23 protein-coding genes are annotated in these 25,360 nt (G+C 42.1%); 9 read left to right on the forward strand and 14 right to left on the reverse strand.

Annotated elements, in window-relative coordinates; genetic code table 11:
• Positions 1–38 precede the first annotated feature (38 nt).
• The 3 genes from ACMUMQ_RS10120 to dinG all read right to left on the reverse strand — a co-directional run bounded on the left by ACMUMQ_RS10120 (position 39) and on the right by dinG (position 5,093).
• Positions 39–1,460: a protein adenylyltransferase SelO gene (locus ACMUMQ_RS10120; RefSeq protein ID WP_414681866.1), complete on the reverse strand. Its 1,422-nt coding sequence runs from the start codon at positions 1,458–1,460 to the stop codon at positions 39–41.
• Between the two features lie 27 nt (positions 1,461–1,487).
• Positions 1,488–2,849 carry a DEAD/DEAH box helicase gene (locus tag ACMUMQ_RS10125; RefSeq protein WP_414681867.1) on the reverse strand — a complete coding sequence of 454 codons (1,362 nt, stop codon included), beginning with the start codon at positions 2,847–2,849 and terminating at the stop codon, positions 1,488–1,490.
• Between the two features lie 120 nt (positions 2,850–2,969).
• Positions 2,970–5,093, reverse strand: coding sequence for an ATP-dependent DNA helicase DinG (dinG, locus tag ACMUMQ_RS10130; protein WP_414681868.1), 2,124 nt, complete (start codon positions 5,091–5,093; stop codon positions 2,970–2,972).
• A 69-nt stretch (positions 5,094–5,162) separates the two neighbouring features.
• Between dinG and lexA the strand changes: the two genes are divergently transcribed.
• Positions 5,163–5,783, forward strand: a complete 621-nt coding sequence (gene lexA / locus ACMUMQ_RS10135; RefSeq protein ID WP_414681869.1) for a transcriptional repressor LexA — start codon at positions 5,163–5,165, stop codon at positions 5,781–5,783.
• 68 nt (positions 5,784–5,851) lie between these two features.
• Here the strand turns inward: lexA and ACMUMQ_RS10140 are convergent, their stop codons facing one another.
• Genes ACMUMQ_RS10140 through topA form a run of 3 tightly spaced genes read right to left on the reverse strand, consistent with a single transcriptional unit; the run spans position 5,852 to position 9,212 of the window.
• Positions 5,852–6,118 (reverse strand): hypothetical protein, encoded by a 267-nt coding sequence (locus tag ACMUMQ_RS10140; protein WP_414681870.1) that lies wholly within the window; start codon positions 6,116–6,118, stop codon positions 5,852–5,854.
• Positions 6,119–6,120: 2 nt separating this feature from the next.
• Positions 6,121–6,588 (reverse strand): DUF6586 family protein, encoded by a 468-nt coding sequence (locus ACMUMQ_RS10145; protein ID WP_414681871.1) that lies wholly within the window; start codon positions 6,586–6,588, stop codon positions 6,121–6,123.
• The gene (gene topA, locus ACMUMQ_RS10150; protein WP_414681873.1) at positions 6,585–9,212 is read right to left on the reverse strand and encodes a type I DNA topoisomerase; all 2,628 of its coding nucleotides are present in this window, start codon (positions 9,210–9,212) and stop codon (positions 6,585–6,587) included. Before topA ends, ACMUMQ_RS10145 begins: the two co-directional genes overlap by 4 nt.
• A 189-nt stretch (positions 9,213–9,401) precedes the next feature.
• Here topA and ACMUMQ_RS10155 point away from each other — a divergent pair, with 189 nt between their 5' ends.
• The gene (locus ACMUMQ_RS10155; RefSeq protein WP_414681874.1) at positions 9,402–10,166 is read left to right on the forward strand and encodes a DNA topoisomerase I; all 765 of its coding nucleotides are present in this window, start codon (positions 9,402–9,404) and stop codon (positions 10,164–10,166) included.
• 19 nt (positions 10,167–10,185) lie between these two features.
• Here ACMUMQ_RS10155 and ACMUMQ_RS10160 read toward each other — a convergent pair whose 3' ends face one another.
• Complete coding sequence (locus ACMUMQ_RS10160) at positions 10,186–10,677, reverse strand: hypothetical protein (RefSeq protein WP_414681875.1); 492 nt, start codon at positions 10,675–10,677, stop codon at positions 10,186–10,188.
• A 64-nt stretch (positions 10,678–10,741) separates the two neighbouring features.
• Between ACMUMQ_RS10160 and ACMUMQ_RS10165 the strand changes: the two genes are divergently transcribed.
• Entirely contained in the window at positions 10,742–11,176 is a 435-nt protein-coding gene (locus ACMUMQ_RS10165; protein ID WP_414681876.1) for a universal stress protein, read from the forward strand.
• A gap of 71 nt (positions 11,177–11,247) precedes the next feature.
• On the opposite strand, the gene cysS is transcribed toward ACMUMQ_RS10165, so the two are convergent.
• The 5 genes from cysS to ACMUMQ_RS10190 all read right to left on the reverse strand — a co-directional run bounded on the left by cysS (position 11,248) and on the right by ACMUMQ_RS10190 (position 16,506).
• The gene (gene cysS, locus ACMUMQ_RS10170) at positions 11,248–12,630 is read right to left on the reverse strand and encodes a cysteine--tRNA ligase (RefSeq protein WP_414681877.1); all 1,383 of its coding nucleotides are present in this window, start codon (positions 12,628–12,630) and stop codon (positions 11,248–11,250) included.
• Between the two features lie 4 nt (positions 12,631–12,634).
• Positions 12,635–14,308: a glutamine--tRNA ligase/YqeY domain fusion protein gene (locus ACMUMQ_RS10175; RefSeq protein ID WP_414681878.1), complete on the reverse strand. Its 1,674-nt coding sequence runs from the start codon at positions 14,306–14,308 to the stop codon at positions 12,635–12,637.
• A gap of 142 nt (positions 14,309–14,450) precedes the next feature.
• Entirely contained in the window at positions 14,451–14,774 is a 324-nt protein-coding gene (locus tag ACMUMQ_RS10180; RefSeq protein ID WP_317003703.1) for a branched-chain amino acid transport AzlD family protein, read from the reverse strand.
• Positions 14,771–15,523, reverse strand: coding sequence for an AzlC family ABC transporter permease (locus tag ACMUMQ_RS10185; protein ID WP_414681880.1), 753 nt, complete (start codon positions 15,521–15,523; stop codon positions 14,771–14,773). Before ACMUMQ_RS10185 ends, ACMUMQ_RS10180 begins: the two co-directional genes overlap by 4 nt.
• Complete coding sequence (locus ACMUMQ_RS10190; RefSeq protein WP_414681881.1) at positions 15,520–16,506, reverse strand: bifunctional helix-turn-helix transcriptional regulator/GNAT family N-acetyltransferase; 987 nt, start codon at positions 16,504–16,506, stop codon at positions 15,520–15,522. The genes ACMUMQ_RS10185 and ACMUMQ_RS10190 overlap by 4 nt, the downstream gene beginning before the upstream one ends.
• 229 nt (positions 16,507–16,735) lie before the next feature.
• On the opposite strand from ACMUMQ_RS10190, the gene queC reads away from it, so the two are divergent.
• From queC to ACMUMQ_RS10205, 3 genes are all read left to right on the forward strand, one after another.
• Positions 16,736–17,395 (forward strand): 7-cyano-7-deazaguanine synthase QueC, encoded by a 660-nt coding sequence (gene queC, locus ACMUMQ_RS10195; RefSeq protein ID WP_414681882.1) that lies wholly within the window; start codon positions 16,736–16,738, stop codon positions 17,393–17,395.
• A gap of 123 nt (positions 17,396–17,518) precedes the next feature.
• Positions 17,519–18,013, forward strand: coding sequence for a peptidylprolyl isomerase (locus tag ACMUMQ_RS10200; RefSeq protein WP_414681883.1), 495 nt, complete (start codon positions 17,519–17,521; stop codon positions 18,011–18,013).
• Complete coding sequence (locus ACMUMQ_RS10205) at positions 18,013–18,789, forward strand: UDP-2,3-diacylglucosamine diphosphatase (RefSeq protein WP_414681884.1); 777 nt, start codon at positions 18,013–18,015, stop codon at positions 18,787–18,789. Before ACMUMQ_RS10200 ends, ACMUMQ_RS10205 begins: the two co-directional genes overlap by 1 nt.
• A gap of 90 nt (positions 18,790–18,879) precedes the next feature.
• On the opposite strand, the gene ACMUMQ_RS10210 is transcribed toward ACMUMQ_RS10205, so the two are convergent.
• Positions 18,880–19,191 (reverse strand): hypothetical protein, encoded by a 312-nt coding sequence (locus tag ACMUMQ_RS10210; RefSeq protein WP_414681885.1) that lies wholly within the window; start codon positions 19,189–19,191, stop codon positions 18,880–18,882.
• 90 nt (positions 19,192–19,281) lie between these two features.
• Positions 19,282–19,893, reverse strand: coding sequence for a MiaE family protein (locus tag ACMUMQ_RS10215; protein ID WP_414681886.1), 612 nt, complete (start codon positions 19,891–19,893; stop codon positions 19,282–19,284).
• 88 nt (positions 19,894–19,981) lie between these two features.
• Here ACMUMQ_RS10215 and ACMUMQ_RS10220 point away from each other — a divergent pair, with 88 nt between their 5' ends.
• The 3 genes from ACMUMQ_RS10220 (at position 19,982) to ACMUMQ_RS10230 (ending at position 25,359) form a co-directional block, all read left to right on the forward strand.
• Positions 19,982–21,733 carry an SUMF1/EgtB/PvdO family nonheme iron enzyme gene (locus tag ACMUMQ_RS10220; RefSeq protein ID WP_414681887.1) on the forward strand — a complete coding sequence of 584 codons (1,752 nt, stop codon included), beginning with the start codon at positions 19,982–19,984 and terminating at the stop codon, positions 21,731–21,733.
• Between the two features lie 365 nt (positions 21,734–22,098).
• Positions 22,099–24,897, forward strand: coding sequence for a bifunctional aconitate hydratase 2/2-methylisocitrate dehydratase (locus ACMUMQ_RS10225; RefSeq protein WP_414681888.1), 2,799 nt, complete (start codon positions 22,099–22,101; stop codon positions 24,895–24,897).
• 111 nt (positions 24,898–25,008) lie between these two features.
• Positions 25,009–25,359: a hypothetical protein gene (locus ACMUMQ_RS10230; protein WP_414681889.1), complete on the forward strand. Its 351-nt coding sequence runs from the start codon at positions 25,009–25,011 to the stop codon at positions 25,357–25,359.
• Position 25,360 lies beyond the last annotated feature (1 nt).

The raw sequence follows: 25,360 nt of genomic DNA on the forward strand, positions 1-25,360 counted from the left end.
TAATTTCTCTTTGTCTATTAATATCATCTTAAGCCAAATTAAGACGAGCAACTCACTTCTAATGACTTACCCCATTCAGGCGCGCGCTGAGCAAGCAAGTTTGACTCAGGGTGTTCATCGAAAGGAGAAGTCAGTACATTTAACAAATGCCTAAAAGGTAAATAATCGCCCTGTTCCGCTGCCACAATGGCATTGTGAGCTAAATAATTTCTTAGTATAAATTTCGGATTAACTTGAGTCATTGATTCACTCACACTCTGCCAATCTGAAGATCCAGCAATACGCGCTGCTTGGTAGTCTTGCAGCCAGATCTGTAGCCTTTGACGATCCACTACTTCATCAAGCAAAAGACTAAAACCGTCTTTTTCAAAATAACTAAGCAAGCGAAAAAACACAGAGTAATCCATCTTTTCACTGGCTAAAATACTAAAAAGTGGCGGCAACAAAGTATGCACGTCTTTAGAGGAATCTAACCCAAGCTTCGCCATCATCAATGCATCGTAATGGGTTTGTAATTCAACCTCATAACCTTGCAGAATGGCAACCAATTGATCTCGCTCTAAATGCTTTGAAAAACATCTCATCAAACAATTTAAATTCCACAACCCAACACCCGGCTGCCGAGAAAAAGCATAACGACCCTCATAATCTGAGTGGTTACACACCCAATCTGGCTCATAGTCTTCCATGAATCCATAAGGGCCATAATCAATCGTCTCACCAGTGAATGAGAAGTTATCCGTATTCATCACACCATGCTGAAAACCAACCGCTTGCCATTTAGCCATCATTCGAGCGGTTCGCTTCACCACCTCTTTGAGCATGTTTTCTAATGGAGCGTCTGTTTTCAGACAATCTGGATAGTAATGTTCAAGACAATAGTCAATCAGCTCATTTAGCTGATCCTGCTTTCCCTGATAAAAAAAGTATTCAAAGTGGCCAAATCGAATGTGTCCTTGAGCCACTCTCAACAACATAGCGCCAGCTTCTGGCTGCTCACGATAAACCGCCTCACGACTATCATAAAGCCCCAAAGCACGAGAAGTTGGGATCGACAAAGCGGCCATCGCTTCACTCGCCAAATACTCACGAATACAGGAGCGCAGCACTGCACGACCATCACCGCGACGAGAATAAGGCGTAGGACCAGCACCTTTCATATGCAAATCGTATAAAAGACCGTCTTGACCTCGAACTTCCCCTAGCAACACACCTCGCCCATCACCGAGCTGAGGAGAAAAACCACCAAACTGATGACCAGCGTAAACCATACTTAAACTATGAGGCGCGGCATCTTCACCGCTCAATAAACGCTTAGTTTGGGGGGATTTAATATCGATGGATAAAAACGTGGCGAGCGACTGATTAAATTCAACCAATCGCTGCTCAAGAAGTGGCTGAACGACTGTTTTCGATGAAAACATATCGCCCAACGTTGAAAAGTGATGTTCTAAGTTCATCTTATCTCACTGAAAAGTAAGCGATGTTTATTGAGACATATCTACCATATATTCACAACGGATACTCTCACCGACAACTCTTTCTATTTCCGGAATCATAAAGGCGTCATCTTCACTTGCGAAGCTAACGGATTTACCTAATTCACCGCCACGGCCGGTTCGGCCGATACGGTGAACATAATCTTCTGGATCTTCTGGTAAAGCATAGTTCACAACCAGCTCAACGTTGTCTACGTGAATGCCTCGCCCTGCTACATCAGTCGCAACAAGCACTTGAATAGAACCTTCTTTGAAGTTTTTCAGGGTTTTGACTCGCTTATCCTGAGCGACTTCCCCAGACAAAATAGCGCAGTTAATATTCGCTTTACGCAAACGCTCAAAAAGATCACGAGTTTCATCGCGACGATTCGCAAATATGATAGTGCGTTGACCACCATTTTCTTCAATCAACTGTTTCAAAACAGGCCATTTCTGATCCGCTTCCACAGTATAGATAACTTGCTCAATATTTTTGTTTGTCGCTTCTTTTGGCACAACAGACACTTCTTTCGGGAAGTAAGTCCATTGTTGAGCCAATGCTTGCACGTCTTTCGGGAAAGTCGCACTGAACAGCATAGTTTGTCGTGTTTCTTTCTGTGGTGTCATGCGAATAATGCTTTTTACATCTGGAATGAAGCCCATAGACAACATACGGTCAGCTTCATCTAAAACAAGACATTCCACTTTATTCAAAAGCACTTTACGATTTCGAGCGAAATCCAATAATCGCCCCGGAGTCGCCACTAAGATATCAACATTCTCTGTTTCCAAAGCGATCTTTTGCTTTTCGTAACTCAAGCCACCCACTAATGAAACAACATTCAAATGGCAGTTTGACGTTAGCTTTTCAGCTTCATCGGCAATCTGCAAGGCCAATTCACGAGTCGGAGCAATAATCAAACCACGTGCCAAGTTATTCGCACGTTTTTCTTCTAATGGGTAATCTAAGAAGTCGCTGATCATGGCGATTAGGAAAGCCGCTGTTTTACCTGTACCAGTTTGAGCTTGACCAATAATGTCATAGCCCTGCAAGGTCATCGGCAATGTTTCCGCTTGAATTTCGCTGCAATACTCAAAACCCATTTCAGAAATAGACTTCAACACGCGATCAGGAAGGTTTAAATCATGAAAGCGCAACTTACCTTCAACTTCCGCTACTGGAAAGTCTTCAATAGACCAAATTGGAGCTTTTTTAGAACCACTCTGAGCCTCATCAACAGAATCAGGAGCTTGAGAGTTTTTTGCGTTTACTGGCTTTTCACTGTTGTTTCTAGGGCGCTTATTTGGGCGGCGGCTACGCTTAGGCTTTGCTGTTTTTTCTGATGACACTTCTTGATTTTGGTTTTCCATATTGGAATCTATACGCTTCTATAATGTTTTAAGGTTATATGTTTTTGATGATAAACATTTGTGTAAGGAGTGTACCTAATTGACAAGGCTTTATCACCCTTTGCTTTTTATCTGGCGTGTTTATTGATATCGATAAGGCGGCAAACTGCTGATTAATTGAGACCCATAACGCTTTGTCTTTAAGCGCTTATCCAATATATGGATTTCACCAGAGTCTTTTTCATTTCTCAATAAACGACCGGTTGCTTGAACCAACCTCAAAGATGCATCAGGAATGGTGATTTCCATAAATGGATTACCACCACGCTTTTGAATCCATTCCGCCAACGTTGCCTCAACAGGATCATCCGGAACCGCAAACGGAATCTTAGCAATATAAACTCTTGTTAAGTAATTACCGGGTAAATCAACACCTTCAGCAAAACTGGCTAAGCCGAATAACAAACTGCCTTTGCCGTCATCAATTCGTGATTTATGGGAATCCAGAATAACCCGCTTAGATTGCTCTCCCTGCATCAGTAAAATTTCTTTCAACTTATCAGAAAGAGACAAAGACACTTCTTCCATTTGTCGGCGCGAAGAAAACAGCACTAGACTGCCTTTTTCAATATCCACGGATTTATTTAAGTAAGCGATAATTTCTGCCGTATGTTGCTCAACGCGGTTTGGCTCATTCTCCATATCGGGAACAATCAACAAGCCGTTTTCTTGAAAATCAAATGGACTCAATACTCGCAAATATTCACTTTCACGCGGGACACCAGAGCGCATATTAAAACGATGAAACTGGTTGAGTGCTGTCAGTGTGGCAGAAGTCACCACGGCGCCAAAGCACTTATCCCAAAGTTGCTGCCTCAATGTGTTTGCCGCCAAAATAGGAGAACCACCAAGTTCGACATCCTGCTCCATTCCTTGCCCAGATAAAACCAACCAACGAGCATTAGGCGGATAATTTTGATCATCAACCGTAGAATACAATCGCCACAAGCTGACCGACTGCTCCAATCTACCCAAAATCACACCCAATATTGGCTGCCAAGTTTCTGCTGTTTCCGACGTAATTCCCATGCCTTCATTTTGCTTGGTTTTCTTACATTCATCCTGAATGCTTTCGATGTTATTAAAAAGCTTCTGATAAGAGGTTTGTAAACTGTAAGCCAATTGACGCAGCTCATCTGGTATTAAACCAAACTCAAAACGATGCTGATTGTTTTCCTGATCCAACCCTAAACCCTGAATATAAGGCGCTAAACCTTGTTGAGCATATTGAATAAAGTTAACGATACTTTGTATTTGCTGAGGAATTTTAAGTAAAAGCTGGCCAGTTAAACTGACGTCATCTGTCAGCTCTTGCTTGAGATTGACTAGATTCTTTTCCAATTGACGAAGCCAAGCAATACTCTGCTGCAACCTAACTTCATGACGGAAATGACCAATCGCCTTATCTGGTAAATGATGACCTTCATCAAACACATAAATTGTTTCTTTCGGTGCTGACAAAATCGCACCACCACCAAGAGATAAATCCGCTAAAACCAAGTCATGGTTTGCAACAATTACATCAGCCACTTCAATTTCGGCTCTTGCCTTAAAGAAAGGGCAAGCGGAATAATTAGCACAATTTCGATTCGTACACTGCTGATGATCTGTAGTTAAACGGCGCCAATCTTGCTCACGAATAACGCCTTCCCAATTATCTTTATCGCCGTCCCAACCACCTTCTTCTAACGCCGCATCCATTTCTTGATATAAAGCGGTATTCACATCATCCGACTGTAAATGCTGCTCAAAAAGCCCTGCAAACATATCATCAATTGCTTGCTCTTCTGAGCTTAAAAAGCCCTCTAAATTATTCAAACACAAATATCGGCCTCGCCCTTTAGCTAAGGTATATTTGAAATTCAATTCGGTATGCTCAAGTAAATCAGGCAGCTCTTTGTGGAGAATCTGCTCTTGCAGCGCAACCGTCGCTGTTGAAATAACCAGCTTTAAACCACGCGCTTTCGCAATTGGAATGGCGGCAAGACAATATGAAAGCGTTTTACCGGTTCCTGTTCCAGCCTCAATAACAGCAACATGCTTTTCATCCAGCCTTTCACCTTCCGAGCCTTGCTTAATATTTCCCAATGTACGAGCGATAGCGCCTATCATTTGGCGCTGTCCAGCCCTTGGTTTATGGGACTTCGCATCCAAAGAAGCTCGATATGCGAGTTGAATTTGTTTTTTTAGTTCGTCTGAAAGCATTTATATTATTGAGATTAGTTAAGAATGCTGTATATAATAACAGTTACTGTATAAACAACCAGACTCCTTATGATTAAATTAACCAAAAGACAATCTGACGTACTAGAAACCATTCGTGAATTTATTAATGAAACGGGGTTTCCACCTACTAGAGCAGAAATCGCCCGCCGCCTTGGGTTTAAATCACCCAATGCTGCCGAAGAGCATTTAAAAGCCTTATCCAAAAAAGGGGCGATTGAAATGCTATCTGGCGCCTCTCGTGGGATTCGTCTCATTGAAGAAGCCTCCAATGACGAGCCAGAAGATTTAGGCTTACCAATCATTGGAAAAGTTGCCGCCGGCTACCCTATTCTTGCTCAAGAGAACATTGACTCTCATGTCAACATTCCAGCTAATATGTTTTCACCTCAGGCGGATTACTTCCTATCTGTCTCAGGAACTAGCATGAAAAACATCGGCATAATGGAAGGCGACCTTCTCGCTGTTCACAAAACCAGTACGGTACATAATGGCCAAGTGGTCGTTGCACGCATCGGCGATGAAGTAACAGTAAAACGCTTTGAGCAAAAAGGCAGCATCGTTCGCCTGATTCCTGAAAACGAAGAATACAATGACATCATTGTTGATCTCGAAAGCGAAGACTTTGCCATTGAGGGACTGTCTGTCGGCGTGATAAGACAAGGCCTTTAACAGTTTTTCCACACCAATAGAAAAGCGAAGCATGTGCTTCGCTTTTCTAAATAACAAATAACGATCAATTAATGCAGAATTTTTGGTCGAAATTCTTCATTCTCAAGATATTCAGCACCTTCATCAAAAAAAGATTCGTCTGAATAAACATAATCAATACCTGCATGAAACATACACTTTGCCAGTTCGAAGTAACGATCCTTCAAATAAGATCGAGTGTCGTCTGATATTTGCAATGTTGCTAGCGGTGTCGTTTCCTCACCATCTTCACTGGCTGGTCTCAGCACAATATCGCCATTCTCCAGCTCAACAATTTCTAGGTAGGACTCTTTCATATTCAATACTCTGATGACTCTTCTCTAAAACGCAAAACCAACTCAGCTAAATTCGCCAAATAGAACCCCACTGAAGCGCCCGCATCGTTACCGCGACCAATAAGATTATCGCTGCCCATTACAGACACAGCAGCGCGACACTCCAACTGAGCAAGGTAAGCTTGCTCTAATTGGGCACACCAAGAATCTTTGCGAGAATATAAATCTGCCAATTCACTCAATGCCGGCACTACCATGTGTTTTGATTCTGCCTCTTTCATAAGCACAGAAACATCCAAAGAGCCTGACAGCGAGTAGGCAGTTGAAATCTCCTTCAACAAGCCATTCAATGCACTTTTCAATTGAAAAATGGCTGAGCTTTCTAGCCCAACACTCAACCACTTCTCATCCATATCTTGGCTTTGCTGAATAAAACGTTTTGCTGTATCAATTTTCTGATTGGTTAAACTTGCTAAGCTAACACCACTCATTTCTTTTTGCCTTCCTCGATGACCCATTTAGAGCCAACATAAAAGGCTTTCCAGCCAGTCGGTTTCCCTTCTTCTTCCGTCATAACATATTGCTCTTTGGTTTTACGGCTATAACGAATAATGGTTGGTCGACCTTCTGAGTCAGCGACAGGCGCTTTCGCAAAGAAGTGGTATTTAGGATCAATTTGATCCATGTACGGTAGCAACTCTTTCACCAATGGCGCACGCGTTTCTCGTTTTCGAGGAAACTGACTTGCCGCAAGAAATAAACCAGTCGCGCCATCACGCAATATGTAATGGTCTTCCACTTTGACACAAGCCAAATCTGGCATTGGCACAGGATCCATTTTCGGCGGCGCGGCTTCACCACTCTTCAAGAGCTTACGAGTGTTTTTGCAGTCTTCATTGGTACAACCAAAGTACTTACCAAATCGACCTGTCTTAAGCTGCATGTCAGCGGAACACTTATCACACTCAATGACAGGGCCGTCGTAACCTTTAATTTTGAATGTGCCTTTCTCTACTTCATAACCAGAACAAGATGGATTGTTACCACAAACATGAAGCTTGCGTTTTTCATCCATCAAATAGCTGTCCATTGCAGAGCCACAAATCTTACAACGATGCTTATTAATAAGTGCTTTAGATTCACCTTCTTCGTCGTCAACGGCAACCGCTTCATCACCACGAACTAGGTTAATCGTTGCCTTACAGCGCTCTTTTGGTGGTAAAGCGTAACCAGAACAAGACATAAATACGCCTGTGCTGGCTGTACGGATTTGCATAGGACGAGAACAAGTAGGACACTCAACATCCGTCGGCGTTGGCTCGTTTAGCATCATACCGCCTTCAGGCGACTCTGCTTTTGCCAACACACCACTAAAATCTTTATAAAATGCGTTAAGGGTTTTAATCCAGTCTTTATGACCTTCTGCAATATCGTCGAGTTGCTCTTCCATTTGCGCAGTAAAACTGAAATTCATCAATGAACTAAAGCTATCCACTAGACGCTCGGTAACGATATCACCCATTTTTTCAGCGTAAAAACGACGATTTTCTACACGAACATACCCACGATCTTGAATTGTCGAAATAATAGATGCGTATGTAGAAGGTCGGCCAATACCACGTTTTTCAAGCTCTTTTACCAAACTAGCTTCGCTGAAACGCGCAATTGGCTTAGTGAAGTGCTGCTCTGGCAAAAGCTCTTTTAGATCAAGATATTCACCTTTACCCACATCAGGCAGGATATTATCTTCACCTTTTTTAACAACGGTTTGCATCGCACGAGTGTAACCATCAAAGCGTAAAATTCGGCCTTTGGCTTTAAACTCGTATTCGCCACTGGTGACTGTAATTGTGGTCGAAGTGTACTCTGCAGGTGTCATTTGACACGCCATAAATTGACTGCGAATTAAGTCATATAAACGATGAGAGTCTTTCTCCATACCGAGCAAGTCATCCACTCGTACATTCACATCAGAAGGTCGAATCGCTTCATGGGCTTCTTGCGCCCCTTCTTTGCTGCTGTAACGAATAGGTTCTGCTGGCAAATAAGCTTCGCCAAAATGAGTTGAGATATAACCTCTTAATGCTTCAACCGCGTCGGCACTTAAGTTTGTCGAGTCTGTACGCATATAAGTGATGTAACCCGCTTCATAAAGCCTTTGGGCCAACATCATAGTCTTCTTAACGCCGTAACCTAAACGCGTGCTGGCAGCCTGCTGAAGTGTTGAGGTGATAAATGGTGCAGACGGTTTACTCGTCGTCGGTTTATCTTCTCGGCTACTAACTAGGTATTTAGCTTTTTCTAAACGACCAACATGCTCATCAGATTGAGCCTGATTAACAGGGCGATATTCTTTATTCTGGTATTTGGTCGCTTCAAACTTGATCACTTCTTTCGAAGGTGTTGCCAACATCGCATCCAATTCCCAAAATTCATCAGGAATAAAAGCTCGAATTTCTTTTTCTCGCTCAACGATCAAACGAACTGCAACAGATTGAACTCGACCAGCAGACAAACCACGAGCCACTTTCGCCCATAACAAAGGAGACACCATGAAACCAACAACGCGATCCAAGAATCGACGAGCTTGTTGAGCGTTAACACGGTTCAAATCCAATTCGGAAGGCGTATCAAAAGCCGCTGTAATGGCTTTTTTGGTAATTTCGTTGAAGACCACTCGCTTATAGCGACTATCATCACCACCAATGGCTTCACGCAAATGCCAAGCAATCGCCTCACCCTCTCTATCCAAATCGGTCGCGAGATAGATGGTGTCAGCATTTTTGGCTAAGCGCTTTAATTCATCGACAACCTTTTCCTTGCCAGGAAGAACTTCATAATGGGCTTTCCAATTATTTTCTGGATCAACCCCCATTCTGGCAATCAACTGCTTTCTAGATTTAGCACTTTTGTATGCAATCTTTTCCTCTGGGCTCATTTTACGCGTCAACGCAGCCTGCTTCGCACGCTCCTGAGGCGTTGATGAGGAAGTAGTACCTGTTGGCAGGTCTCGAATGTGTCCTACACTCGATTTAACAATAAAGTCATTGCCCAGATATTTGTTTATGGTTTTCGCCTTAGCTGGCGATTCCACGATAACCAGTGATTTTCCCATTGAACTGTGTAAGCCTTTTATAAATTAGGTCTGCAAATCCACATTGCACGAAGTTTAATCTCTTGGGGCGCTGATATTAAGCAAACACCTTTTATATGACAAGCGATCCCTGTATTGTTTCTCATATTATATCTTGCTGAACTTAGTATTTCTTATTTAACATACTGAATTCATTGCTTAAGGACAATCATGGCTACGCTTCAAATTTTAACAATTGCCTTTTTAATCATCATAGTCATCTTATCTGTGATCATTGGATCACGCGCACATCAGAAAGAAAAAGAGATAACGGCACGCCGAGTAAAGCAATTACATCTATCAAATAGAGCCGATCGCATTGAACAACACATCCGAGGCATCAAGGACATTAACACAGATACCATAGCAACGGATGTTCTTTATGACTTTTATCTAGACACACTCCGCGAGCTTCTACAGTATTCTGACGACCCAGAAAAAACAGAAATCCGCATTGCCAAAGCAGAAGAAGGACAAAACAGTGATGCCATTGAGTTTAACCCTGAACCAGAAATACTAAATTTTCAAGAAAAGAGTAATTATAAAGAGCGCTTAACCAAACTTGCTAAGTTACTACTTTATCTACGCAGGAAGGGCAGAATCAGCAACGCTCATTATCAAGCTTGCTACGATTATCTAAGATGGTTAAACCTATGGCTTCAATTAAATCGTCAGCTCGTTCAAGCCAACAAAAACTTTGATGATGGCGATATGCGCGTAGCACAAACTCTTTATGGCGTTATTCTTTCACATATCAAATCAGACACAGTGGAACGACCAGAGAAGAAAATATTAAACACTTTTGTCACAGACCGCATGAAGGCCATTCTTTCTCCACAGATTGAAGCCATTAAAAACAGCGACAACCCAGAAGAAGCACTTGGTGACTTGATCCAAAACATTGATCACAACAAAACAAGCACACAAGAGCTTTAAAAAGCATAACGTTAAAAACTTATTTATTTAGAACAGAGGAAATTTCAGTCAATGAGAAAATCATCTTAGCGAGCTCCTCTAATTCCTGCTCATCCGCAGCCTCATTCCAATAAAGTGAAACAGACTCTGGCGTAATTTCAATTGCCTTTAATATTGCGCCATATTTTTCTAACGTCTTAATCGACGAATCTGAGAGAGGTATGCTGTCACTCGACCACCAGCCATCACCAACAGCCTGATACTTCCAGACCTCATAAGGCAACAGCCAAATAACCTCAGGCAAAGAAGTTAACGCCTTTACACGATAAAACGAATAAGCAACAACTTTATACCTTTCCTTTGATTTATCCCACTTGTCTGGCAATTCAATTGATGTAAGCTGAACAACAAGACCAAGTTTTCGAGCCTGCATACGTAAATCCATACGATGCCGCTCTTTTTTAGAAGGCAGAACCCACAGCGCCGAACCCATTAAAGACAAGGTAATGAAGATAACGATAAAAGCAGTCATAAATAATGTTTTTCTCAGGTTTTAAACTAAAATTAATAGTATCTTGTAAATTTGGAGGTTTTCTATGATGTATAACAGAATTCTACTCGCTGTCGATCTAACAGATGAAAGTATCAAAGTCGCCAACAAGGCGGTTGCGTTGTGCCAAGCAACCGGCGCAGAACTCATCATGCTTCACGTTATTGAGTCACTTAACTACGCGTATGGTGGCGATGTACCTATTGATATAACAGACATCCAATCTCAACTTCAAGAAACAGCCAAAGAACGAATTTCCATTCTGGAAGCTCAATTACCTATTCCATTTAAAGAAAGCTGCATTACTCAAGGTGGTATAGAGAGTGAAATTCACCGCATCGCCGAAGAAAAACAAGTGGATCTCATTATTGTTGGAAGCCACTGCCGCCACGGTTTAGCCTTATTACTGGGCTCAACTGCAAATGGCGTTCTTCATGGCGCGCCATGTGATGTCTTAGCCGTTAAAGTCAGCAAAGACTAACCATCTAAACATAGACAAAACAGCTATCCAAAATAAAAAAGGTGATGCACTTGCATCACCTTTTTTATTACCTAGCTACGCGTCCAGGTTGTGCCTTCACGACTGTCTAGTAACTCAATTCCTTGGTTTGCTAGCTCATCACGAATCTCGTCACTGCGGGCAAAGTTTTTGTCTTTGCGCGCTTGAGCTCTCTGATCAATTAATGACTGAATGTCTGCTTCACTCAAGCCTTCTGACACTGTGCTGTTTTGCAAAAAGTATTCAGGATCCTGATACAACAAACCAAGCAATTCGGCCAAAAAGCGTAATTCAGCAGCAAGAGAAGCCGCCTTTTCAGCATCTTCGGTTTTCATCTTGTTCAATTCTCGAACCAATTCAAACAAAACAGAAACCGCAACAGGCGTATTAAAGTCATCTCTCATAGCGTCTTCAAAGCGAACTGTGAAATCACTAGGAGTATAGGTATCGGCAATCTCTTGATCACGCAAAGCATTATAAAGACGCTCTAGCGCAACTTTCGCTTCCAACAAACTCTGATCAGAATAATCAATCGCACTGCGATACTGGCTAGACACCATAAGGTAACGAACCACCTCAGGGTTAAACTTCGCCAAGACATCCCGAACCGTGAAAAAGTTACCTAAGGACTTAGACATCTTTTCATTGTTCACACGAACAGCGCCACAGTGCATCCAGTAATTTACGTACTTTTCGCCTGTGCAAGCTTCGGATTGTGCAATTTCATTTTCATGATGAGGGAACTTAAGATCAGGACCACCGCCATGAATATCAAAATGACTGCCTAGGCAATTTGTCGACATAGCAGAACATTCAATATGCCAACCTGGGCGACCATCTCCCCATGGCGAAGACCAAAACACTTCACCTTCTTTTGTTTGTTTCCACAATACAAAATCAGCAGGATGCTCTTTCGCTTCTTCTACATCAATTCGTGCGCCTGCCAACATATCTTCAAGCTTACGATTATTAAGCTTTCCGTATTCTTTAAAGGCGCTTGCACGGTAATAAACATCACCAGACGCACCCTGATAAGCAAAGCCTTTTTCTACAAGAGTTTGAATCATATCAATGATCTCTTGCATGAATTCGGTGGCTTTTGGCTCACGGTCAGGCATTTTATTACCCAAACGAAGTTCATCTTCTCGTTGTGCAGCGATCATTCGCTCAGTCAAAGATTGAGTCGTTTCATTGTTTTCTTCTGCACGTTTGATGATTTTATCATCAACATCCGTGATGTTACGCACATAGTTCAATTCATAACCCAGGTGACGAATGAAGCGAGAAATAATATCGAAAGAAATCATCGCCCGTGCATGACCAATATGGCAGAAGTCATATACTGTGTTACCACAGACATACATACTCACTTTGCCCTCTACAATGGGTTTGAACTCTTCCTTCTTCCCGCTCAGGGTATTGTAAACTTTCAACATTCGCCTATTTTCCTTTTGCTTCTATTTTTGCCCAAGAATCTCGTAACGTTACCGTACGATTAAATACCATGCCGTCTTCTTCTAAATCACGACAGAAGTACCCTTCTCGCTCAAACTGGAAGCCTTGACCCTTTTCTGATTCAACCAATGATGGCTCTGCTTTTGCAGCAGTAATCACGGTTAAAGATTCAGGATTAATAAAATCTAAGAAACTCTTATCTTCGTAATTGGCATCTGGTGCTTCATTAACAAACAAGCGATCGTAAAGATTCACTTTTGTATCAACAGCATGCTTCGCACTTACCCAATGAATTACGCCTTTTGGCTTATAGCCTTCTGGATTCACACCCAATGTATTTTCATCGTAGCGACAAAGTAGCTCAACCACTTCACCCGCTTCGTTTTTAATGGCTTCATCACAAGTAATTACATATCCACCACGAAGACGAACTGCGCCCTCAAGCGTTAAACGCTTCCACTTACGTGGAGGAACTTCAGCAAAATCCGCTGCATCTATGTAGAGATTTTTGCTGAATGGCACTTCACGCGCGCCCGCTTCTTCGTTTTTCGGATGATTATTTACCGTGAAGATTTCTTCTTTATCTTCTGGGTAGTTTGTCAGCGTTACTTTGATTGGATTTAACACAACCATGGCACGGTTCGCATTTGCATCTAAATCTTCACGAATTGCATGCTCTAACATACCAACATCAACCACACTGTCAGACTTGGTCACGCCAATGCGATCACAGAAGTTACGGATAGATTTAGCTGTGTAACCACGACGACGTAAACCAGAAATGGTCGGCATACGAGGATCATTCCAACCATTTACATGGTTTTCATCCACCAGCTGCTTCAATTTACGTTTACTCGTTACCGTGTAATTTAGGTTCAAACGAGCAAATTCGATTTGTTGAGGGTGGAATGTTCCCAACGTTTCCAAAATCCAATCATAAAGAGGACGGTGATCTTGGAATTCCAATGTACAAATAGAATGCGTCACTTGCTCTAAAGCATCGGATAAACCGTGAGTGAAGTCATACATTGGATACACACACCATTTATCACCGGTTTGGTGGTGATGAACATGGCGCACACGATAAATAATAGGATCACGCAAATTAATGTTAGGGCTTGCCATATCAATTTTGGCACGCAATACCACTTCACCATCTTTGTATTTGCCAGCCTTCATATCCATAAATACAGCCATATTTTCTTCCACGCTACGATCGCGGTATGGGCTGTTTTTCCCTGGCTCTTTCAAGGTGCCACGGTATTCACGCATTTGCTCTGCATTCAGTTCACAAGTGTACGCTTTGCCTGCTTGAATAAGCTGTACAGCAAAATCAAATAATTGATCAAAATAGTCAGAAGCGAATTTTGGCTCTTCTTTCCATTCAAAGCCAAGCCACTCAACATCACGTTTAATAGATTCAATGTATTCAACACTTTCCTTTTCAGGGTTTGTGTCGTCAAAACGAAGATTACATTGACCATTGTAACGTTGCGCCAAACCAAAGTTTAGGCAAATGGATTTAGCGTGACCAATATGTAAATAGCCGTTTGGCTCAGGTGGAAAACGAGTAAGTACTTTTCCTCCGTGCTTGCCGGCTTCGTTATCTTTATCAATGATTTGGGTAATGAAGTTACCTGGTTTTGACGTTTCTGACATGTTAGATGTAAGTCCCGATAAATGTTCGTCTGACGATAATGATTACTTTGACCGACAAGTATATATGATTTAGGTTTCCATAGGATATTGAGACGCTAAATCTTTTGCCTCTTTTCTTAATTTTTATTATTAGGCCGAAAAACTAAAGCGTATATTTCGCAATAAAAAATACCGCCACGCCAACAAAAATGGTCAATAATTGATGTTGTCGCCAAATGCCCACAGCAAATGCGGCAAAGGCACCAACCAGCCAAGGGTTATTGAGGGATATATTCACCTGACTCTCCGTCATAAAAACCATCGGAGTAATAATGGCAGTCAACACAGCAACAGGAACAAACTTCAGCGCCCTTTCCACGAAAACAGGCATAACCACCTTGTGCGCTCGTGCGAACAAAACAAATCGCACACCAAAGGTCACAACAAACATTCCCAAGATAATAAGAACCGACTCTAGCAAGCTCATTGTTTATCTCCTTGCGCAGTTTGATCTGTCGTCGAACGAGGGCGAACCGATTGATCTGAAGCAATGGCTATATCTGCTATATATCCAGCCACAACACCAATCACAGCAGACACCAGCAAACCAAGGTTATTAGGTAACTCAAACAACACAATGGAAGAAACGCCAGCCGTTAACATACAAAACCAAAAAGGACTGTGTTTTAAATACGGGGTAATTATGCCAATAAAGGTCGCCACCATCGCAAACTCCAACCCCCATTCGCTCATTCCCGGAATCAGTTCCCCAGACAAAACACCTAAAATGGTTGTTGTATTCCACATCAGATAAAACGCGACAAAAGAGCCTAAATACACTTTATGTCCTGTTTTTTCATCGACCGAGCCAATCTGATACATGGGCCGCACTGCGGCATACGTTTCATCAACCAAACCAAAACCCATAATAAAACGCAAAGACATAGGCAAATGCTTTACGTATTTCACCATGTCAGCGGCATACAAAAGATGTCTAAGATTCACAATAAAAGTAGTCGAAACAATGACCCAAATCGGCGCATGAATCGCAATCAATCCCAGCGCAACAAACTGAGCAGAGCCAGCAAAAACAATAGCTGACATAGCGACAGCAAACCATGGACTCAAACCATAACTTGAAGCCAATGAGCCAAACAAAAGACCAAAAGGAACACCACCGAGAATCATTGGCATGGAAACCATTGCGCCTCGTTGCATGTGTTGTCGTGTATTCATATATTCTCGTTCCTTTCCGCAAAGTCTCTCGACTTTTTCTCTAATATTTTTTCCATGTAAACATCCGCTCTTTCATACAAAGAAGGTTTCGGCGGAGACATTTCAACAAAGCCATTCTTATCATAAAGACGCTTCGCAGCCGTTAAGCAAGAAGCCGTTTCAAGTGTTAACTTCACCATTCCAACAGATTGTGCAAAATCGATCACATGAGACAACAAAGCCTGAGCAATACCTTTACCTTGGCAGTGCTCTGCAACAGACAATTTCAAAATTTCTCCTGCTTGCCCATCATCATGGGGAACCAAGACAATCGTGCCGAGCACCACATCTTGCTCATTCATTTCTCGTGTTGCGACCCACACTCTTCCACCATGTTGAGAGGCGTATTTTAAAGGACTCTCTAAAAGCGCCAGATCATGTTCTGAAATCTGGCTAGGAAAATATCGCTCCAGCCAAGCCATATTGAGGTCATAAAAGCTTTTTTCATGATGACGACTAAGCTCAACAATATTGAACGGCGACAGTCTGTCGATTACTTTATTTGCCAAACCCTTGCTCAAAACCCTTTCTTCTAATACAGCTAAGCCCGCCATGAAGTTATCACTGCTAAAGTCCGTGAATTGCTCAATCACCACCTTCATTTCTTCCAATACTGGCTCAACCTTATTCATAGCATCCAAGCCTTTTTCAGAAAGGCTCAACAGCGAACGCCTTTGGTCATCCGAGTCTGTCGTTTTCTCAAGCAAATTTTCCTTCAGCATTTTCACCGTTTGCTTGCTAACAGCCGGATGACTTAGGTGCAAACTCTCCGCAATTTCCATCACGGACAAACCACCTGTGCCATGCAAGAGCCTAAGAATAGGAAAATAGGTAGATGAAATCGGCACATCACATTGCAAATAAATTTCTTGCACTTCCGCAAACAAATAATCACTTAAACGCTTAAGCCGACTCCCAAGCGTCAGCACACCAAATTGCTGCATTACTTTGATTCCAAAACAGATAAATTAAATGTGCGTAACTGGTTACGCACATTTAATTTATCTTACATTTGATCTCATTACAATGCTCTTCCCTTCATTTCAAAACACACTTCTTATTCAAAGCGTCATTGATTGATTTGATAAAACATAAGGTCTGTTATACTTCCGCACCACCAGCGCTACTCTATTTAGGCGCACATCAAATAAACGCCATCATGGGGAAATAAACATGTCAGAAAAAGCCGTCGTGGTGTATTCAGGTGGAATGGACTCTTTTACTGTTTTGAATACCGCAATCCAAAGTGGATTAGACGTTTACGCTTTATCCTTTAACTATGGCCAAAAGCACAGCAAAGAATTAGAAGTCGCCGCATTAGTGTGCAAGGAGTTAAGTATCTCCCATAAAGTAGTCGATATCACTGCCATCAACAGCTTAATGTCGAATTCTTCCTTAACAGGTGACGCAGAAATTCCAGAAGGCCACTATGAAGACGAGAACATGAAGTCAACGGTTGTGCCCAATCGCAACATGGTTTTATTGTCTATGGCGATTGCTTATGCCGTCTCTTTGGAAGCAGGTAAAGTGTATTATGGCGCTCATTCTGGCGACCATCACATTTACCCTGACTGCCGCCCTGAATTTGTTGAAGCAATGAATGCCGTCTCGAAAATTGCCAATTACCAATCGGTCGAAATTGTCACACCTTTCTTACACGCTTCTAAAGGAGAAATCCTAAAAGCAGGGTTAGATATGCAACTAGACTATGGCAAAACATGGACTTGCTATAACGGGCGAGAAAAATCCTGTGGCAAATGTGGTGCATGTTATGAACGTCTAGAAGCTTTCGCTGAACAGAACACCGCCGATCCATTGGATTATGAGGCATAAGCGCCTTTAGATTAGGCTTTATCTCATCCACTGTGGCGTCTTTGCTTACAAACACATAAAATACGCAACATTAATTAGACAACCATTAATACATTTAGCCATTTTTAGAACAAGGAATATGCAATGATCATTTTACATACTAACCACGGCGACATTCACGTAGAACTAGATTACGAAAAAGCACCAAAAACTGCGAAAAACTTTGAAGAATACGTTACTGCTGGCTTTTATGATGGCGTAATCTTCCACCGTGTCATTAATAACTTCATGATTCAAGGTGGTGGTTTTGAAGCAGGAATGACGCAAAAAGAAACACGCACAAGCATTGAAAACGAAGCGGACAACGGTCTAAAAAATGAAGTAGGCACATTGGCGATGGCTCGCACAATGGACCCACATTCTGCTTCTGCACAATTCTTCATCAACGTTGCAGACAACGCTTTCCTAAACCACACAGCAAAAACATCTCAAGGTTGGGGCTACGCTGTCTTTGGTAAAGTAACAGCGGGAATGGACGTTGTTAATAAAATCAAAGAAGTGAAAACAACAATGAAAGCTGGACACCAAGACGTTCCAGTGGAAGATGTGATTATCGAAAGTGCTGAACTCGTAAAATAATGATTCGTTATTTTATTTCAGATCTTCATCTTAGTGACAAACGCCCGGATCTTATCCGGGCGTTTGTTCTAATGATGGAAGAACTCACCGCTCGAAACGAAAAAGCTGAGCTATATATTCTTGGCGATTTTTACGAAGCCTGGATCGGTGATGACTTTCAAGCAGATTGGAACACCAGCATAGAAAATGCCCTACTTAACCTTTCTCAATCCGGTATCAATCTGTATTTCCTACATGGCAATAGAGACTTCTTGATTGGTGATGCATGGTTAACTCGTGTAGGTGCCACACTTATACAAGAGCAAACGTTATTACCGCTGGAAAAAGGCTCTGTACTTCTTACTCATGGCGATGAATATTGCCTAGAAGATGTGGAATATCAGAAGTTCAGACACACAGTACGTTCAAGCGCTTGGCAAACTCAAATACTGGCTTTACCGCTAGAGCAGCGAATTGCCCTTGCAGCTCAGCTGCGTAACGATAGCCAATCCATGGCATCGGAAAAATCTATGTCGATTATGGATGTCACCGAAGCCGCCGTCCAAAGCTCACTTGATGCCCATCATTGTAAAAGCCTGATTCACGGTCATACGCATCGCCCAAGTACACACTACACTGAAAACACACTACGCTGTGTATTAGGTGATTGGGATAACAACGTTTATTTGGCAAGCATCGAAGGGAATCACTACTCTCAATCTAAAGCGACCGCAGAAGACTTCAACAAAGATGGTTTGAAATCACTTCAGACGAGTCATGAAGAAGCGCTTTACTAAAGCCTTCAAAGTGTAAAAAAGATGAGTAGTCCGAAATGAAATGCCAGCTTTTGCTGGCATTTTTATATGAGATTTTCTGTGCTAAAAAGCTTAGCGCTTTAACAGATCTTTAACCCACTCAGTTTCAGTAGAGTTTCTAGATCGTTCAAATTCAATGTTGCGATTGTGAACCATGGTCATAGCACGAAAAAACGCACTGTTCATAATCATTGGTGGCAACTGAACACCGTAGGTTTTGCGCCAGTGGAGGTTGGCTTTGGCAGTCAACACCTGATACAAAAAGTCCAGTTCTAACGAACCTTTGTACATTGCATTGATATCGACAACCGGATTAACCTTCATTATTTCTAAAAGAAGCCAATAGGTTACATCCGGCAGTGTTTCGCTTTTCTGTGTTCCCATAATACCCTCCAGAATGACTGTTACATATTATGAGTTTAGCAGCATGCTAAAAATTCACAGAAAAATTTACCCTTCTCAACATTTTGCAGATTAAGCGGCTTTTGGTGGCCCACTGTGCATACGGAACTCGGTATCTGGTTCTGTAATTAGCTTTTCTTCTAGTTCTCTGAAAAAAGCCACACGATCATCAATTGGTTCATTCGCGTATTCTTGAGCAAGCGTTAGGTAATCTTCAAAGTGTCTTGCTTCCGATTTCAACAAAGAAATATAGAACTTAGACAATTCTTCATCCAAATGTGGTGCAAGAGCAGCAAAGCGCTCACAAGAGCGAGCTTCCACAAAAGCTCCTATAATCATGGTATCTACAAGACGTGCTGGTTCGTGAGTTCGGATGTGTTTACGCAGGCCGTCTGCATAACGCGAAGCCGTTAAATGCTCATAAGCTACATCACGTTTACGCATGATTTTGTGAACTTGTTCAAAATGCAGAAGCTCTTCACGGGCCAAACGAGACATTTTATGCAACAAATTATCCCTATCAACGTAACGATACATTAGACTCATTGCAGTGCTCGCTGCTTTTTTCTCGCAGTGAGCATGGTCAATTAATAACAAGGTTTGATTCTCAAGAGCCCAATTCACCCATGTTTTCGGTGATTCACACGGAAGAAACTCAACAAGCTCTGGATACGCTGATAACATTACTCTACCTTTTTATGTTAAAAAACGTGATTATACTCCCTAATGAACTCTTAGGCAGCAACGTCTTGATTTGGATATTAAATTCGTAATGAATGATTTTTATGACCATACCAAACTAAAAATTGGCCAACAGGTCGGTGTCGAACTCGATCCCTACATTTTAAACTACCCAATGGACGAGAAAAAAAGCACTTGGGTCGCGGATCAAGGCGGTCGTCCTTTTGTGTTACGTTTTTTTCAGCCAAATAAAGGCAAAGTCGATACTTTCCTACAAAACGCTCGAAAGTATGCGACGGTTAAGCATTCAGCCGTTACACCAAACTATCCGCCCTTCTATTCGAATCTTTGGGTATTTTCATGCTCTGCTGTTTGTGGTGGCGAAAATTTATACAGTTTCTTAGGAAAATACCCTGACGGCGCGCCATTAAATGTGGTCATTAGCTTATTTGACAACATTGCCAAAGCCTTAGACCAAATCCATCAAAACAACCTTTTTCACGGGCACCTAGATTTAAGCTCAATACACGTTGTTAATGGCTTAGGGTTAATGACTGGCTTTGGTGCTCATAACTGGATGGATCGAATTGGTGAAGATGAAATGGACCCTCGCCTTTTCCCACCAGAATATTTAAAAACCAAACAGCAGCGCACCATTGCGTCCGATCGTTTTGCTTTTATGAAGCTGCTTATGGCGACATTGCTGGGTGAATCTATATTGGATAAAGATTTCTCCACCAGCTTACCAGACTCGCACCCATTATTAAGCGACGCCGTTTGGAATCGTCTATTAGATTGGAGCCGTGAAGGTGTACAACACAGACCCAAATCCTTAATTGAAGTCATTCGAATGATTCGTGCTGACTTATACAAACCACAAAGCGGCAGCTACTCACCTGCAAAAAAAGCAGTAAAAGGCTATGTTCGCAGAAACCAGTCTAAAATTATTATTGCCAGCACAGTTCTTATCTCAAGCGCCATCGCAGCGGCGGTTTTGTGGCCAAACTCTGAAGAAGTCGTAGAAGAAGCACCTGTAGTAATCAAAGTAGAAGAAACAGAAGAACCTACTTTTGAAGCACTTCCTCAAATTTTAGAAGAGCCACTCATCTCAGGTGGCACAGCCCCTAAAATCGAGAAAATCCCACCTTCAACCTTTTTAATGGGCGATCAGAACCGAATGGGCGACGACAATGAAAAGCCCGTTCATGAAGTGGAAATTCCTAATGGCTTTTATATCAGTAAATATGAAGTCACTTTCGACCAATACGATAAGTTTGCCAAAGAAACTGGTCGAGATTTACCGCCAGACAATGGTTGGGGGCGTGGCCAACGCCCTGTTATCAACGTCAGCTGGTATGACGCAAAAGCTTATACTGCTTGGCTCTCGAACCAAACCAATGCTGAATATCGCTTGCCTACCGAGATTGAATGGGAATATTCAGCAAGAGCCGATTCCAACACCGCCTTTTGGTACGGCAATACGGTAAGAGCCGGATACAGTGTTTGTGACAGTTGTGGCAGCCAATGGGACGGTATTTCAACAGGCCCAGTAGGCAGCCAAGCCAGCAATCCATTAGGTTTGTTCGACATGCACGGCAATGTGGCTGAGTGGGTTGAAGACTGTTATCACGACAGCTACGAAGGCGCTCCAACCAAAAACCAAGTCTGGTTAGCCAATCAATGTGACACACGTGTTATTAAAGGTGGCTCTTGGTTCGACATTCCTAGAGTGGGAAGAAGTGCAACAAGATACCGTGCTGAGCCAGATCTAAAAGCCAGTAATTGGGGTTTTAGAATCGTCCGCATCATTCAGGAAAATGACAATATTGCTAAATCGGAATAATTCCACTAAATGTCACCTATTCGAAATTGTTATGGCGCTTAATAAGTCTTTCGTTCTTTTTTTCTATAAAATAGGCAAATCATAGAATTATGAAGTCTTTATATGATTTGCCTTTTTATGAATAAAATCATGACTTCTAAACATCAGCTATCATTAGTAGCTAATGTTAATGCTCTGAAAGACGCGGCCAGATTAGAGTCGTCTCAATAGACAAACACAGAGTAACTAAATCTAATTGTTCGTACAAAAACCGCTAATCAAGGGATGACACAGGTTGGAGATCGATATCTTAGATGTCGAAAAGTCAAAACCAACTCCTCTCCCTTTTGATAGAAAATAACATTAACCATCATTCCGAGGTGCAAATGAGCCTGTATTTAGAGTACTTAAAAGAAATTGAAGAGCGAAAAGGTCAAGACCTGCATCCTAAACCAATTGACGGCGCTGACCTTTTAGCGGAAATTATTGAGCAAATTAAAGATACAGGGAATCAATATCGCGAAGATTCTCTTAACTTCTTTATCTACAACACTTTGCCAGGTACAACCAGTGCCGCTGTTGTTAAGGCTAAGTTCCTTAAAGAAATCATTTTAGGCGAAGAAACGGTTGCTGAAATCACTCCTGAATTCGCTCTAGAGCAACTGTCTCACATGAAAGGCGGCCCTTCTGTAGAAGCCTTGATTGACCTTGCACTGTCTGATGACGCAGCAGTTGCTAAACCATCTGCTGAAGTTTTAAAGACTCAAGTATTCCTATACGAAGCAGATATGGAACGCCTTGAAGCGGCTTACAAAGCAGGCAACGCGATCGCTAAAGACGTTCTTGAAAGCTACGCGCAAGCTGAGTTCTTCACTAAACTTCCTGAAATCGATGAGAAAATTGAAGTTGTTACCTACATCGCTGCAGAAGGCGATATCTCTACTGACTTACTTTCTCCTGGCAACCAAGCTCACTCTCGTTCTGACCGTGAACTTCATGGTAAATGCATGATCACTCCTGAAGCTCAGGCAGAAATCAAAGCATTGCAAGCGAAACACCCTAACGCGAAAGTGATGCTTATCGCAGAAAAAGGCACAATGGGTGTAGGTTCTTCCCGTATGTCTGGTGTGAACAACGTTGCACTTTGGGCAGGTAAGCAAGCTAGCCCATACATCCCATTCGTTAACTTTGCGCCTGTTGTTGCAGGTACAAATGGTATCTCTCCTATCTTCTTAACGACTGTTGGTGTAACTGGCGGTATCGGTTTAGACCTTAAAAACTGGGTTAAGAAAGTAGACGAAAATGGCAACACAGTTGTTGATGCAAATGGCGATGCGGTTCTTGAACAAGCGTACTCTGTAGAAACAGGTACTGTTCTAACAATCGACACGAAGAAAAAGAAACTTTACAACGGCGACAAAGAGCTAGTTGACGTTTCTTCTGCTTTCACACCTCAACAAGTTGAGTTCATGAAAGCCGGTGGTTCATACGCAGTTGTATTCGGTAAGAAACTACAAACGTTTGCTGCTGAAACACTAGGCATGCCAATTCCAGCTGTTTTCGCTCCAGCGAAAGAAATCTCTCATGATGACCAAGGTCTAACGGCTGTTGAGAAAATCTTCAACAAAAATGCTGTTGGCGTAAGCTCTGACCGCCCTCTTCATGCTGGTTCTGACGTTCGTGTTAAAGTGAATATTGTTGGTTCTCAAGACACAACTGGTTTGATGACTTCTCAAGAACTTGAGTCAATGGCTGCAACCGTTATTTCTCCAAGTGTTGATGGCGCTTATCAGTCAGGCTGTCACACAGCGTCTGTTTGGGACTCTAAAGCACAAGCGAACATTCCAAAACTTATGTCTTTCATGAATAAGTTTGGTTTGATCACTGCGCGTGACCCTAAAGGCGTTTACCCTCCAATGACAGACGTTATTCACAAAGTATTGAATGACATTACTGTAGATGATACTGCGATCATCATTGGTGGTGACTCCCATACTCGTATGTCTAAAGGTGTTGCATTCGGTGCCGACTCAGGAACAGTTGCATTAGCACTAGCAACAGGTGAAGCAACTATGCCGATCCCTGATTCTGTAAAAGTTACCTTTAAAGGTACTATGAAGGATCACATGGACTTCCGTGACGTTGTACACGCAACTCAAGCACAAATGCTTAAGCAATTTGGCGGCGAAAACGTTTTCCAAGGTCGCGTTATCGAAGTACACATCGGTACATTGCTTGCCGACCAAGCCTTCACTTTCACTGACTGGACTGCAGAAATGAAAGCGAAAGCTTCTATCTGTATTTCCCAAGATGAGACTTTGATTCAATCTCTTGAGTTAGCGAAAAAACGTATTCAAATCATGATCAACAAAGGCATGGAAAATGAAGCGAAAACACTTCATGGTCTAATTGCTCTTGCTGATAAACGTATTGCTGGCATCAAATCTGGCGAGCAACCAGCACTTTCTCCAGACAACAATGCGAAATACTACGCAGAAGTGGTTGTTGATCTAGACGAAATCGTTGAGCCAATGATTGCCGATCCAGATGTAAACAATGACGATGTGTCTAAGCGTTACACTCACGACGTAATCCGCCAAGTTTCTTTCTACGAAAACAAACCTGTAGATCTAGGCTTCGTTGGTTCTTGTATGGTGCACAAGGGCGACATGCAAATCATCGCTCAAATGCTACGCAACATTGAGAAGCAAAACGGCAGCGTAGCGTTCAAAGCGCCACTGGTTGTTGCTCCACCAACATACAACATCGTTGATGAGCTAAAAGCGGAAGGCGATTGGGAAATCCTTGCTAAATACGCAGGTTTTGAATTTGACGATTCTAAACCAAAAGGCGAAGCTCGTACTAAATACGAAAACATTCTGTACCTAGAGCGCCCTGGCTGTAACCTATGTATGGGTAACCAAGAGAAAGCAGAACCAGGTGATACGGTTCTAGCGACTTCTACTCGCTTGTTCCAAGGCCGTGTAGTAGCTGACTCTGCAGAGAAGAAAGGTGAATCTCTACTAGGTTCTACTCCTTTGGTTGTTCTTTCAACTGTATTGGGACGCTTCCCAACTATGGATGAATACAAAGCAGCTGTAGAAGGTATCAAGTTGACGGACTTCGCGCCACCACTTGAAGAAATGAGTACAGCACCAGAGCTAATTTCTGCGGTTAATGTTTAGTTTTTAAAATAGCCTTGTGCTAATTAAAATACTTTAAAAGCCTCACTTTGCTTAAAGTGGGGCTTTTTTATTGCATAATACACATGGTTTAACTCATTTAAAGGAATCATGGTGACTGAATATTTAAAGGAAAAAACCATCGCTGAAAACTTCCTGCAAGAAATGCTAGAAGCGGACGACACAGAGAATTACGCCCTTTTTATCAAACACTATGAAGCAAAGCATCTGGTCAACTTTTCCAAAGAACAATTTGAAAGCGACATTAAAGAGATGCAAAACAGAAATGGTGCAAACTTAAGTTACGAATACTTTGGCATGCTGCAAGGTCATCCTATTTATGATGCTGCCACCAGCTTACGATTCGTTTGGAAAGGAATTTATGAAAAACGCGAAGCCTTAATCACCATTGGTATTCATTGCAAAGATAAAACCTGGTATATCAATGAATCTTCTGTGCGATAAG

Source organism: Marinomonas algae, from assembly GCF_047525555.1.
GTDB lineage: Bacteria > Pseudomonadota > Gammaproteobacteria > Pseudomonadales > Marinomonadaceae > Marinomonas.